This window comes from Prevotella sp. HMSC073D09 (genome assembly GCF_001814145.1).
Lineage (GTDB): Bacteria > Bacteroidota > Bacteroidia > Bacteroidales > Bacteroidaceae > Prevotella > Prevotella conceptionensis.
In genome coordinates this window covers 27,637-41,714 of sequence record NZ_KV815087.1, presented here as the reverse complement: position 1 = coordinate 41,714, position 14,078 = coordinate 27,637, and the positions used below count along the sequence as shown (strand labels likewise).

Here is a 14,078-nt window from a genome sequence, read left to right as displayed (position 1 = left end):
GTGTTTTGGTGCTAAATGCAGTGCGTTTTGATGCAAAATGCAGGGTGTTTTGGTACTAAATGCGATGTGTTTTGGTGCTAAATGCAGCGCAAAATGCTGCTAAATGCAAGGCGAAAAGCATAAATATCCACCGCAATGGTATAAACAAAATCTTCTAAAACCACGAAACACATGGCCGAAAAGGGTAAAATAGGTGTTAAAAAGTGGGATTTTAGGTGCTAAAAGTGGGTAATTGGGCGTAAACAATAATGAGTTGGCAACCAATCTAGAAAGGTAAAATGGTGCAAAATGCAGGCTTTGTTCTTAAAAATAGACAAAATGAAAGGCAACAAAATCTAGAAATAGTGCCTATTTACCTACTTTTTAACCCATATTTTCGCTAGAACGATGTGAAAATTAGAGTGACATTGTAAAATATAAATAATCATTTTAAGTTTTGAGTTGATGAGGTTTTGTGATTTTTTTGTTGATGAGGTGGTGCATTCGCCAGTTGTTGGGTTATCGCGAAATTATAAGCCAGTAAGTTGATTAGCCCTGCACCCCTCTCAATTTATAGAAATATTAAAAGCCAAGACGACTTCATTAAAATATAATTCATATTATCTAATCGTCCCTTAAAAAACCACTTCGCCAAGAATTTATCTCAATCGTAACTATTCAGCAATAATGAACGTTGATTATCAAGAACTTATAAACGTAATTTTGTGGCAAAAAGGCTCGAAATGACATTACTTTACTAGAATTTGTATTTGTCTGTTTGTGTAACTTATTGATAATCAATAATAGTTTATACGCCTTATTGCTGAATAGTTACTCTCAATCTTAATTTCGCTGGGCCATTTTTTTAAAGGGACAACTGATTAGGGATGATGATAAAATTACCGAAGAGTAAAAGAGTAGAGTAACAAACTTGTTAGCGGAGCTAATTAGGCACGCGCCAAATTAACTCCGCCAACAGATAAACTCACAAACGTATTACTTTACCCTCTGGCAAAGGTGAAAGAGGGAAAGAGTGAAAAGGCGAAAATAACAGTTTCATCTATTTAATGGTTAACCCATTGATTTGTAAACTTGCTTACTTGTCAACTGTTAACTAGCCAACTCGTTAACTTGTTAATTCGCAAACTCATAAGCTCATCATTTCACCTAACTTTTTACAAGGTACATCTTATTAACCTCCCCATTCGAGAAAAGCAAAGGAATACAAGCTACTCCCGAAAGTTCTTCTCTCGTCCCTCTAAAAGTGCGTTTTCTCGCCATGACAATGTTCGGGCAAGCCCGACATTGTTCATTTGACTTAACGAAAACGTTCAGTTAGTTACAACCGCTTGACTTCTTGGTCGGCATCGCTGTGACTGTGAGATTTGTAGTCCTTACTGTTCAGCTTGTATCGCAGGGTTATTGAGACGGCTCTGAAGTCGTATCGGTTTAGCAGGCGCATCACCATTTGGTCGTTGTAGATGTCGTTGCGGTCCTTTTTGCTGTCGAAGATGTCATTGACCTTGAGCTGCACACTCAGACGGTCGTGGCACAGTGTCTTGACGGCGTTGAAGTTGACCGACCACATGTCGCGGCTGAGATGCACGTTTCGGTAGTCGCCCTGGCTCTGATAGTCAGCAGTGAGGAAGAGTGACAGCGTGCGGCCTATCTGGAAGTTGTTGGATAGTTTGACAACCCAGATGGGACTGCTCAAGTTGTACTCACCCGTGCCTGTTGTCAAGTGGAGGAACTGCTTGTTCATCACCGCTGTAAGTTGGGGCGTCCACGCTCCGAATCCCTTTGAGACGACCACGGCCAGCCGCATCTGCTTAACCGACGGCAGGTTGCGGTAAGACATTATCGACACTGCACTGTGCGTTGCCGACTGCGTGCCCCAGTTGATGATGGCGTTGCGCGTGTCTGAGCAACCTAACTGGAACTGAACTATCCGCCACACGCCTTGCAGCGTTAATTCGTGTACATACTCCGGCCGCAGCAACGGGTTGCCCATCTGCCAAGTGTAACGACTACCGTAGAGCACATTCTTGCTTAATTGACGATATGTGGGGCGGCTGACTTCGGTGGAGTAAAGCAACTGGGCCTGCAACTGCCCGACACGGATGCCCCACGAAAGGTTGGGATAGACCCTGAAGACGGACTGGTTCACATCGGCCTCGCCATTGCCGGGATGGAAAGTGAACCGTGAATCCTCCGCGCGAATGCCGAGACCGAAGAGGCCTACGCTGGTCAGCACAGAGTAGTCGGCAAAAGCCGCACGCTGCGTTTCCCTCAACAAACTCTGCGATGTGGGCATCTCGCCAAGGGTGCTGGTGTAATCGTCGTTGCGCCGAGTACGGACATACTCCGCGCCCACTGTTGCATCACCACGCCACAGCTTGTGTCCGACTGAGACACGCAGCGACAACAGTCTGTTGTTGATATGGCTGACAGCCGAGAACACACGGCTACGGCCGGTTTGGCTTATCTCGTCATAAGCATTGTCTGTCTCGGTCGTGCTGTGGAGGTAGTCGAGGTCGGTATTGATTTTGAATTTACCGACGGCTCCAGAATAATAGACATTGATTAGGTGGCTCGGGTTGCTGTGACCACGCTCCTGCCCATCAGTGCGCAGTAGGTCGTACGGCTGCCCGTCTGCAGAGATACGGTTGGTAGAACTCAAATCCATGCGGTTACGCGTGTCGAGGGTCAACAGGTATCGCCCACCAACATACGACTGCTCGGCAATTTGGTAGTCAATGCCCGCCGTGTTCTCCACACGGTTGTGCTTACGATGTTCCTGCTCATTGCTGATTTCGTCCCACAGCGTGTCTACATAGGCCGTTTGGGCGAGGTCTTTCCATTTCAAATAGTTGTCCAACCGGTATTCAAAGTTGTCGTACACCGTCCACCGCCGCGCACTATATCGCAAGTTCATCTGCTCTATCGCGCTGGTGTTGCGGTTTTGGTACCATGTAGAGCGAGCATCAACGCTCAGCCCCTGGGCAACGCTGGTATAGGTTGTTACCCGCACCACAGCCTTGATAGCGGCATCGTATTCAGGGCCAGGATTTGTGACCACCTCCAAGCTCTTGATGGCATCAGACGAGAGATGGTCGAGTTCCGACAAGGTGTATATGCGGCGGCCGTCTACAAAGAACACGGCCTGCCCTCTGCCCATCACATCGTATCCGCTTTCCGTTTTTCTCATGAGCGGCATTGCGGCCAACACGTCCTCAAGGTTTCCAGCGCGTGCGAGAGCCGTGCCGCGAACGACATAGCGAAAGCCGTCACGGGTAAGCTGCGACACAGGGCGCGAAGCCTGTACCCTCACCTCGTTCAACTGATGCTGTGCCTCGCTGAGCACGATGCTCAACGAGTCGCCAACGTTCGGCCTGACAATGGCGGTTTCATAGCCCAAACACGACACCGCAATCATCCACTCGCCCTGCGGTCGCGGCATCACGAAACGCCCTTGGGCATCGCTCACCTCACCACAGATATAAGTTGAATCGGGACTGCTGAGCATCACAACAGTAGCTCCTACGATAGCCTTGTGTGACGGGTCGTACACATGCCCGGTCACCTTCTCTTGCGCCACGATGGCCATCGACCATGAGGCAGCCAAAATGATTGTCAGAATCCTTACCATCTAGTTAATTTTAATGCGCACCGTCAACTTAGCGGTTGTCGGTCAGTTTGGAAATGCCACCCGTCCTGTAGGCCTCTGCATAGTTGTACACGCTGAGCAAGCTTATTCCAAGGTCGTTGGAGACTGTTTCCACATCGTGACCATGCGCCAGCATCAGTATGCAGGTAATCTGAATCCAATAGGGCCGAAATTCCTTACTGTGCTGGAGCCTGCGAAGGGTTTTGAATTCTTCTATGGATAAGTTTAATGTCATGATGCAAAGATACGTTTTTCCTTAACATCTTCCAAATCTTTTTACTTTCGATTATAAATAGGAACGACGTTGAAATTATCGAAAAATAAAGTCTTAGAACGATGAATTTCAAATTATATTGTAATTTTGTCCAATACTTCGTACGCGAGAGGAACGTTTATCTTGATTCGTTTGCGCATCACAAAGACAATACCCCCTCATAGTTTATAACATTAAAATAAAGACAACTTCATAGAGATTTATGCTTAGAAGATTATGCAACCCACTGGTTTCAAACCACAAACTGATGATAAGTAAGTATGCTTTGATGTGCTTGTTTAGCCTATTCGCGTTCCCCTGCCACGGACGAAATAAAAATGCAAGCATGCCAAAAGACACTGCCTATGTAAATAGAAAGCTAATGGATGAGCAAGCGTTAATACAAACAGCTATATTGGAAGAATATGGCAAAGAAAATGGATATAAAGCTCCTACGTATCAAGAGTTTCAGGATAGGTGTATGGAGTATTGGGGCATTTCTCTTCATAAAAAGGCACAAGACCATACCGTAAATATAGGACTGAGCATAGAATATACGATTAACGAAGTGGGAAGGTTTATCTTCACAGAGGCAGAAGGACTATTTTACCAACCCGAAAAGGAAGAAGACCCAACGGAAGAAGATGCCAAAAAGGTTCTCTTTACACGAGAAAACGGTATAGGCGAAAAGTTTCTAGCTTATAACAAGCTGTTGTTCAATGACAATGCAGTAACGCTTTCTTTCTTCTTAAATAATCCCGAATATGCAATAGACATCGTTTTTAACATCGATTATGAACGCAACAAAATGCTTATGGACAAAAGCATTGATTTTGCAAAAAACATGTCCAATCATTCATTTTATAGAGATTGTGCAGAAAGCATATTATTCTACAACAACAAGAAAAGGGGATTTCGCCGCAATCTCATTGCCGAAATATTCCGCACGTCTAACAGAACGAACGAAACCATGACTCCGTTTGACGACTTGGTTTATGCCTATTTTGAGCTTTTCACAAAATTAAAATACGCGCAACAAGTAAAGGATGCGTGTTTGGCGTACTTGATGGAATGTTTGATTGAGTATGACACAAAGAACAAAGACAACATCGGGGGAATAAAAGATGAAAAAGCATATCAACATCTAAGCAACTTCATGTCTAAGGACAAACATTTAGCCCATCGCCTCGAAAAAAACAATTATTATGGCAACAGCCAATTGAAAGAGCTGGTAGCAGCAGTATTGTTAATGGAGAATGCTATCGATCCCAATGACACTTACTTCGTTGACGACCCCGACGGGTATGCTAATCTCCGTGAAAAAGCAAGCTCTACATCAAAAGTCATAAAACGAGTTGCAACCAACGAAATGCTAACCATTTTGAATAATGATGGGCAATGGTGGAAAGTGCAAACAAAAGATGAAACAACTGGATATATACATAAAAGTAGAATAAGGTGTACCTTAAAAACAAACCTCTTGAAATAAATCTTCTAGTGGGTAATGTGGTGAATTCAACTTGCAGAGAATGCACTGAGCAACCTCCACAGGTTATTTTTCGTAACACGACAACTTTTTACCACTGAAAATTGGTGTAGGGTTTCAAATTATATTGTAATTTTGTCCAACACTTCGCACATAAGAGGAGCGTTTATCTTGATTCGTTTGTGCATCGCAACGACAATAAAGCCTTCTCAAATTGTAGAAATTTTAAAAGACAAAACTACCTAATTAATATTTTTCACATAAAAATGGATATAACGAGACTTGAACAAATATCGAATGAGCTAAAGCAGTTCATGGCAAAATACAAGACGCAAAATATGCTTGGTCATCTTTCCGACTTGATGACTTGTATTTCCAATGCCAAGGCAAGACAAGAGCTGTCAGAGCTAACATCTCCTATGCGCCAATTGTATTATCTTGCAGGTCTTATGCTATCTGTTGAACCAAATGGCGATAGCGAGATTAATTATACATATGAGGATTGGAACCACATTGTAGAACTACTGAAAGACATAGATTTAGAGCACGTTAAGTTATTCTATCCAAAAGATGAAAGTGAAGTAAATGAAGAATGGAAAAGAAAGGTAAATATAGCAATGCCGACATTCTTGAGTTATTTCAATCTCGGCCCCTTGAACTATGAAGAACAGGTCATAGAAGAAATTGAAAACGTGTATACACCAATGGATGATGTTTTGACGGAGAAGTATGACTTATGCACTGCGGATCTTCTTCTATTCTATGAAAATTTAGACTCATGGTGTACATATAATTTTGCTTCTTTGTCAACCCCCCAATTGACACCACTTCGTGCAAATTGGCGAGACTACACAGATTTAGATGTTGGCACCGATTTCCCATCTATGACACATGACACCTTGGAGAATCTCCAAGCATTATCCACTTTTCGTTCAGACCCCGGAATTAAGAATCGCTTTAAGCCTACTGACCTTGCAGTAGATGGCCTGCCACTTCAGAAAGTAAATACAATACTCTCGTTATTGTCAACAGAAAGGACCAACTCAGACTTCTTATACTATACCGGATGCAACCCAATAGTAGATAAGCCTATCGTAAAACTGGGAAATGGCTTATATCAAGTATTTGAGGAGAAGAGAGTTTTGCATGCAATTCAATCATTGTTGGATGAAATATGCAAACATTCATCAAAGGTAAATTCGAGATTATCTCATCACAAGGGAGCCTATCTTGAAAAAAAAATAGTGGAACTATTTAGAAAATTCTTCGGCAAGGAGGCCGAGGTCTTCAAGGGTTATTACATTGATGGCTGCGAGCAAGACATTATCGTGCTATATAAAGGCAAAATGCTTGTGATCGAGGCGAAAGCTTATACAAATAAGGAACCATTCCGCAATACAGAACGTGCCTTTATAAGAATTAAACAAGATTTCGATAGAAGCATAGGATACGCATATACTCAATGCAAACGTGTTGAGGATAAGATGAAGAAGGGGGAAAAATTTAATCTGTATGACAAAACTGGCAAAGTTATAAAAACCATTGATCCAGATGATTATGATGGCAATGACTTTTACATGATTGTAAATCAAGAGGCTTTTGGGCAAATACAAATAGATCTTAGTTCATTTCTAACCATTGCTGATGGCTACAACTATCCTTGGGCAGTGCGGTTTTATGATTTGGAGATTTTTATCCTGACTCTTATTGCCCGAAAGAAGAAACCGTCCTACTTCTTTGATTTTCTGATTATGCGAGAGTACTTACATGGTCATGTGGTCTGTTCGGACGAAGGCGAAATCTGTGGCGCATATATAACAGGTCAGCTCACGGAGAAACACGCAGAATCCGACAAAGTGATAACCTTTACCCCTTGTACTGCTGCTGTATTCGATGACCAATATCGAAAAGGAATGGGGTTCAAGAACGAGAAGCATTGGAAAGAAAAACATGATGCGTCAACAATCTTTTGGTAATGATTTTATTCAATCGTTTACATAAAGTAGTCTTGCCTTTTAATAGAAATTGGGATGACGGTAAAATTATCGAAGAGTAAAATTTTGAATCATAAACTTGTTGGCGGAATTAATAAAGTATGCTCTTAATTAATTCCGCCAACAGATAAACTCACGAACTTATTATCTTCATAACTAACGACACCTACACACACAAACTTACAAACTCATTAACTTAACAACTCATTAACTTATTCCTTACCCACTATCTAATGATAAAAAGCTGGGTGACCTTACCACCTTGGCATACTTATAAAGGTGGGATAATCCAACACATCCGCTTTATGTCCCTTATGTTCTTATGTCTAAAAGACTTGTATTTATGTCGAAACACGAAAGGGTGAAAAGGTGAAATAATGGCTGCGCCTATTAACCAGTTAAACCATTAAGAGGCCTACGCGTTTACTTGTCAACTAACCAACTCATAAACTCACAACCTTAAAATCATGCTTATTGCTTTACAAAACACATCTTGCTCGCCACCCCATTCCAGAAAAATAAAGGGTTAAAAGTATGCTATTAGGCATAAAATATCACCTTACACGCTTGTCTTTCACTCCATTTTTGAGAACAATAATTGCATTTAGCACCATTTTACCTTTCTAGATTGTTGCTGAATCGTATTCATTTACCACTCGAAAACTAGCTTTTAGGTACTAAAACACCTGTTTTTAATGTGTATTTTGGCATGTTTTGCACATGTTTTCGATTGTGCAGAAAGGCTAAAAGCACCAACTTGCGATGCGTTTTGATGCCAAAAGCCTTGCGTTTTGGTGTTAAATGCACTATTTTCGGCGCAATTTGCATCTAAACACAGTCATAAATCGGTTTTCCACCGCTTATAGGTCGTCCCCTCTTTTGCACCTAAACAAACCTCTGCGAGAATTGAATTTTTGCGACAGAGAGGACGATTGGTGGATTTTAAAGTGCTCATAACGTCAAAATCCTTACTGAAAAGAAGACAAATAGCAGCTGACTAGTTGACGAGTTAACGAAAGATTTATCAGTTGACGAGGTGACAAGGTGATGGGTTGACGAGAAGTTAATCAGCCGACAAGGTGACGAAAGCTATATCAACTGACGAGTTGACGAAAGCCTAACAAGTTGAAGAGTTAACAGGTGAACGAATTGAGAAGAGGTTAACCAGTTGACGAATTGACAAGTGAACAAGTTGAGAAGAGGTTAACCAGCTGACGAGTTAATGAGTTAACAAGAGGGAATAAACAAGGCATACCATCCCCTCTCCCCTTGGAGAGGGGCTGGGGGTGAGGCCGATTGGGGCTGGGGGCGAGGCCAGTTGGGTTCGAGTTTGTTTCCCCAAACGAACAAGGCAGCGACGAAACAATTTGTTTCATCGCTGCCTTGCAATGTCGTTAAGCGAGGCCGTGGCCGCGACTTATTTGCCGTGATGTTCGTCAGAAACGGTGAGTTTCTTACGACCGCGCGCACGGCGAGCAGCCAAAACGCGACGACCATTCTTCGTTGACATCCTCTCACGGAAGCCGTGCTTATTCACCCTTCTGCGGTTGTGGGGCTGAAATGTTCTTTTCATTGCTTTATCTTAATTTATTGTTATAATCTCGCTTTTGAGGTGCAAAATTACTTATTTCTTTTTAAACAGCCAAATGATAATGAGGATTTAAGCATTTAAGTGGATGAGTTTGTTGGTTTTAAGGCTCGTTCTAAAATTTGCTTTGGGGGTTTTGGGGATTTTACCTAAGTAGATTTTGCTTACCTCTTGAAGGTACATTGCGTGCTATGCTACCTAAACGGCAAACCAAAGATGCCAGATATAACCAATAGCCACCGAAAAGCCATACACGAAAAAACCTTAAAGGCAGGGGACACAAAATTAGCTTTACCGTATTTTAGCTTTAAACTGAATGGATTTGCTTACTTCGTGAAGGGGCGTAGTGGACTATGCGACTGAAACAGCAAGCAAAAGATGATTGATAAAAGCAGAAAGACAGTGAGGAACAAAACCAACGGACAGCGATTGAAGAACCTTATGGGGGATTTTAGAACATGCCTAAGAAACGTGCCTTTACCAGAACCTGCCGTTAAACGAAAAACACTCCGCACATTCCCCTTACACCCTGCAACCGCATACAAGGCGCAAACCTTTCAACGACATGGCACATAACTTCAAAGAACAAACCATGTCGCAACCACGATAACCATGCGCAACATTCTACACTTGCCGTGGCCAAAGCTGATGCACGGCAAGTTGATGTTTCATTCTAAATGCGGATGAACGTCAGAACTTACGCAAGAAAAGAAAAAGCGGTATGCCAGCCAAAGGCGTGCAAAGTGCGCAAAGCACACAAAAGTACACTTTCACTTTCCAATGTTCACGGCGTGTAAATAGAGGCATTAGCACAGGGGCAATGATGCAAGAGAGAATCTGTGTAAACGTCATTGTGCGTAGAATTTAAGATTTTTAGTTTAGCTGAATGGAAGTCTTATTTGCACAACTAAATGTCGTTCACGGTATGTTGAGCTTTTCAGTGGCAAAGACCCCTTTCGTTTGTCGAGTGCTAAGTTACGCATAAGATTTTACATATCGCCAACTTTTAGAACATATTTTTTGTTCGGGCGCAATTTTTTAACACTTCAACAACCTTTTCAGCATCAAGCCCCTAGCTACCCAACTTGTTCCCTTTATTCTATTATGCTCGATTTTTGGCAGAATGTTTATGCGGCGCGAAACGAACATTATACAACTTGTGACAAAAAGAACGGAAACTTAGCCGCACGCTGAACTTTTGCGATAACAACTTACCCCCCACAGACCATTAGGTAGCTCATCAAACATTTTAGGTTGTTTCCATCGTTTGCCGTTCACCTTTCGTTTGCTTGTCGGCATCATGCCCACCCCTATTCCCTTGACGTAGCCTGCTAGGCCTTCAATAATATAGACAAACAGAATTGCTTTTGGATAATATTTGTTAGTTGAATGCAAAGCGTGCGTAGTCTGGCATCCATAAACCTTTACGCTGAGTAAAAGGAGTACAGTTGTTCGCTCACAATGCAGCTATGGCTTTCCAAACCCAATTCTGTTTGACTATAAGACAGACAACATGCCCGACAATACACTAAATCCGCACAGCCGACAATGGCCGATTGGGGTTAACATCGTTCACATCATTGCGCCCATCATGCTCAACCCTATCGTTTGTGCCAATACAGAGCCCGTGTTCTTATCTCGGGAAAAGCCTTCTGGCGATTTGTTAAATTGGTCATTATGTTTTACAAATCACGTTCTTCGGCCGAACCATTCTAGAAAGGAAAACCCGCTAAAAACTATATAAAATGCGCCCAAGCGATGATTTTTGAGCAATTTTCGGGCACCTGTCCCCCTCCGTTCTTGGCCATTTACTATGCTTTTGCATTTCTCTTTGAAGAAAAATCCTCCCAAATTCGCATCCGCAACTATAAGGAAATGTCTTATACCAGATTTACTTTAGGGCAATCCAGTTAATTCTCTCTTAGGAATCTTTGGAGGTTGACAAATGCCACATCCTTATTCCTTGAAAAATGTTTTTGGAAGAGTTCTTGATGTGTTTTGTGCGCATAAATCCCAAATGACGAGCTGTTTGGACACACCTGTTCCTTTCATACCTGCCTATGGGTCGGTATAAAACCACCTTGTTTTTTTATCAAGCTGCCTTCTTCATGCCCTTGGCCATCTGCCCTGCGGCAAGGAAGGCGGCATTTGCCGTATGGATTCCGTAGAATAGTAGCAATGTTTCGCAGAACATGTTGCGTGCCTTGCTGCGCCCAACGGCATAGTGCTGTTTCTTGTTTCCAAAGCTGCCCGCCATTACCGTGACCTTGAGGTTTCCGATAATCCTTCTCGCCTTCTTGATACCTCCGACTTCCTCTTTGGACTTTGGCTCTTTTTGGGCGAAACAAGTCATCATGCTTTTTGGCGTACACGTGGTGCGGTTGGCATTGTTGGCATATATGGAGTCGGCACCGATGCGGCCGACTTTGATTCCCGTCAGCGATTCCCGATATTCAATGCATTGCTTAAGGCGCATGCCCTCGTTGAAAGCCCTGAAGGAGTGGTGCCCTATAAATGATACGCCGTCAATCTGTATGTTGTTGACTTTTGCCCAAAACACCATACGCTTGTTTTACTTGCCCCTGGCGATGGGACGGAGCTTGGGACGGCCGGTGCTGACAATACGGTGCTTGCTCTTGGAGACAAGCGAGTCGTGAAACCATTGGCAACACTCACAAAGCAGTTTGACGTCTGTGTGGAAACGTAGGTGGCTCTCATAGCAAGTCGCATCTGTCAGGTACAGATCCTTGTTTGGGGGTCGTCTTTCCATCGGGTGTACAATATAATTTTTTGAGTTGATGAGTTTTTTAGTTGGTGTTTTTTAGTTGGTTAGCTTGTTTGTTGATGAGTTTTTAAGTCTTTGAGTTAATATCCTAGTGAGTTCGTGAGTTGGTGGGTTTGTAAGTTGATGTATTTGGGACTTGTTGGTCTTTCGTGAGATTATAGGCCAGTGAGTTGACTTGTCTTGCACTCCTCTCAGTTTATAGAAATATTAAAAGTCAAGACAAGTTCGCTATACTGTTTTAACTCCTTCGTTTCATAACCCCTTATCTCCTTAGCATATTAGTTCTCTCTCCGCTTGGAGAGGGGTAGGGGGTGAGGCTGTTTCCCTTACCTAAACGCCTCTTCAGTCAATATGCTTTCGAGCTCTTCTGCCGAAAGGCGCAGGCGGAACTTGCCGCCAATGGCTACGGATATGTTGCCCGTTTCTTCGGAAACGATGACGGCCATTGCGTCGCTACTCTGACTGATGCCCATTGCAGCGCGGTGACGAAGGCCCAATGAACGGGGAATGTCTTGGTTGTGCGATACGGGCAGGATGCAGCCCGCGGCCTTGATGCGTTTTTTTGAGATAACCATTGCACCATCGTGAAGTGGAGAATTCTTGAAGAAGATGTTCTCGATGAGGCGTTGGTTGATGCGGGCATCGATAAGGTCGCCCGTATCAACGATGTCGTCTAGCGGTTCGCCGCGTTCGATGACGATTAGTGCGCCTACCTTTCCGCGCGCCATCGACATGCAGGCCATGACGATGGGGATGATGGTTTCCTTATCTTCTTTGGGGTTGTTGTCGTTCTTATAGAAGTATTTCATCACGCCGCGCACGCGCTGATGGGCCCCTAGGGAATAGAGAAACTTGCGTATGTCTTCTTGAAAAAGGATGATGAGGGCTATCACACCCACGCTGACAAGCTTGTCGAGAATGCCTCCAAGCAGGCGCATCTCGAACACTTGGCTCACCAACAACCATATCAGCACAAAGAACATGATGCCGATGAAGATGTTGAGCGAGCGCGACTCTTTCATCAGTCGGTAGAGATAATAGAGCATCAGTGCCACTAGCACGATGTCGATGATGTCTTTTATTCCGAAGTTGAAGAACATATTGGTTGGTTTATGTAAGTCCGATGGCCGCCAATGAGCGCGTTCGGGCAGGTGATGGATGGGTTTATGGTGTTGTTGCCAACATCGTTCGGCTGTAGAGTGCAATCACTTCTACGGCCTCTTTCACATCGTGCACGCGCAGGATGTTGGCCCCTTTCATCAGGGCGATAGTGTGTAGCACGGTGGTTCCGTTAAGGGCAGTGTCGGCATTGCCGCCCACAGTTTTGTATATCATCGACTTTCTCGACACGCCAACCAGCGTTGGAAGGTCGAGCACTTGCATCTTCTCCATTTCGTTAAGCAGCAGGTAATTGTCTTCTACCGTCTTTCCGAAACCGAAACCAGGGTCTAAAATGATGTCTTTAACGCCCAAAGTACGCAGTTGCGACACCTTTCGGGCAAACCCAAGCAGCACATCGCGCAGCGTGGGTTGCACAGACATCAGTATGTAAGGCACGCCCAAGCGGGCCACGGTGTGGAAAATCTGCGGCAGTTCGCCTGGTTCTGGTTCCAGCGGAACGTTGGCAACTCCCGTTAGTCCGCCGTCGGAAACATCGTTAATGATGTCCACTCCAAATTCTTCTACGCACATTTGTGCCACGTCGGGGCGGAAGGTGTCTACCGAGATAATGGCCTCTGGCTGTTCTTTGCATACCACGGCGAGTGTTTTGCGCAAGCGTTTCATTTCTTCTTCTTGGCTCACTTGCTCTGCTCCTGGTCGGGTTGAGAATGCTCCTACGTCTATCATCGTGCCGCCTTGCTCGATAATTTGGTTGGTTCGTAGGGCTATTTGTTTCTCAGTTCGTGCGCGGCTGCCAGCGTAAAACGAGTCGGGTGTGGCATTGAGAATGCCCATTACGCGTGGCGTTGAGAGGTCGAAAAGTTTCTGTTTAACTGTGATTGAGAACGACATTTGTTAAGGGTTTATGCTTGTTTGCGGCGTGTTGGGCAAGGTGTATGCCCGTGGCGTGGATGCCGTTGGGGGCGATTTGCCGAACTTGCCAAACGTGTTTCCAAATCTCCGACGCATTGGGCGAAGGCCTGAAAACACGTGGTTATGCGGTTTGCGGTGCGGAATGGGGCGCGCGTTCGTTACTTCAACCAGTGCGCGATGTTGCCCTCCTTGCCGCATTTGCGATGTTTAGGCATGTTCTAAAAATTCCCCGCAAGGGTTCAATTGTTGTTCCTTGTGTTGCTCTTCACTGTCTTTTTGCTTTTATCTGGCA

The 14,078-nt window shown here is 44.1% G+C and carries 10 protein-coding genes; 4 read left to right on the top strand and 6 right to left on the bottom strand.

The window, feature by feature from the left end; all coding sequences use genetic code 11:
* Window positions 1-1,318 precede the first annotated feature (1,318 nt).
* Both HMPREF2955_RS07380 and HMPREF2955_RS07375 read right to left on the bottom strand, forming a co-directional pair.
* Window positions 1,319-3,628: an outer membrane beta-barrel family protein gene (locus tag HMPREF2955_RS07380; protein WP_070722283.1), complete on the bottom strand. Its 2,310-nt coding sequence runs from the start codon at window positions 3,626-3,628 to the stop codon at window positions 1,319-1,321.
* Between the two features lie 28 nt (window positions 3,629-3,656).
* Window positions 3,657-3,881: a helix-turn-helix domain-containing protein gene (locus HMPREF2955_RS07375; RefSeq protein ID WP_070722282.1), complete on the bottom strand. Its 225-nt coding sequence runs from the start codon at window positions 3,879-3,881 to the stop codon at window positions 3,657-3,659.
* Between the two features lie 364 nt (window positions 3,882-4,245).
* On the opposite strand from HMPREF2955_RS07375, the gene HMPREF2955_RS07370 reads away from it, so the two are divergent.
* Window positions 4,246-5,388, top strand: coding sequence for an SH3 domain-containing protein (locus HMPREF2955_RS07370; protein WP_246830091.1), 1,143 nt, complete (start codon window positions 4,246-4,248; stop codon window positions 5,386-5,388).
* 311 nt (window positions 5,389-5,699) lie between these two features.
* A complete protein-coding gene (locus HMPREF2955_RS07365) occupies window positions 5,700-7,361 on the top strand; it encodes an NERD domain-containing protein (protein WP_168166873.1) in 1,662 nt (553 codons plus the stop codon).
* Between the two features lie 1,435 nt (window positions 7,362-8,796).
* On the opposite strand, the gene rpmH is transcribed toward HMPREF2955_RS07365, so the two are convergent.
* Complete coding sequence (rpmH, locus tag HMPREF2955_RS15110) at window positions 8,797-8,952, bottom strand: 50S ribosomal protein L34 (RefSeq protein WP_009228614.1); 156 nt, start codon at window positions 8,950-8,952, stop codon at window positions 8,797-8,799.
* Between the two features lie 393 nt (window positions 8,953-9,345).
* Here rpmH and HMPREF2955_RS15775 point away from each other — a divergent pair, with 393 nt between their 5' ends.
* Window positions 9,346-9,543 carry a hypothetical protein gene (locus HMPREF2955_RS15775; protein ID WP_139145505.1) on the top strand — a complete coding sequence of 66 codons (198 nt, stop codon included), beginning with the start codon at window positions 9,346-9,348 and terminating at the stop codon, window positions 9,541-9,543.
* Window positions 9,544-11,059: 1,516 nt separating this feature from the next.
* On the opposite strand, the gene HMPREF2955_RS07360 is transcribed toward HMPREF2955_RS15775, so the two are convergent.
* The 3 genes from HMPREF2955_RS07360 to folP form a co-directional block, all read right to left on the bottom strand.
* Window positions 11,060-11,530 carry a hypothetical protein gene (locus tag HMPREF2955_RS07360; protein ID WP_070722277.1) on the bottom strand — a complete coding sequence of 157 codons (471 nt, stop codon included), beginning with the start codon at window positions 11,528-11,530 and terminating at the stop codon, window positions 11,060-11,062.
* Window positions 11,531-12,078: 548 nt separating this feature from the next.
* Window positions 12,079-12,852, bottom strand: a complete 774-nt coding sequence (gene cdaA, locus HMPREF2955_RS07355) for a diadenylate cyclase CdaA (protein WP_009231644.1) — start codon at window positions 12,850-12,852, stop codon at window positions 12,079-12,081.
* Between the two features lie 64 nt (window positions 12,853-12,916).
* A complete protein-coding gene (gene folP / locus HMPREF2955_RS07350; RefSeq protein WP_070722275.1) occupies window positions 12,917-13,765 on the bottom strand; it encodes a dihydropteroate synthase in 849 nt (282 codons plus the stop codon).
* 116 nt (window positions 13,766-13,881) lie between these two features.
* Here folP and HMPREF2955_RS16550 point away from each other — a divergent pair.
* Window positions 13,882-14,078 (top strand): hypothetical protein (locus HMPREF2955_RS16550; RefSeq protein ID WP_210401288.1); only part of this gene is annotated, 197 nt, incomplete at its 3' end.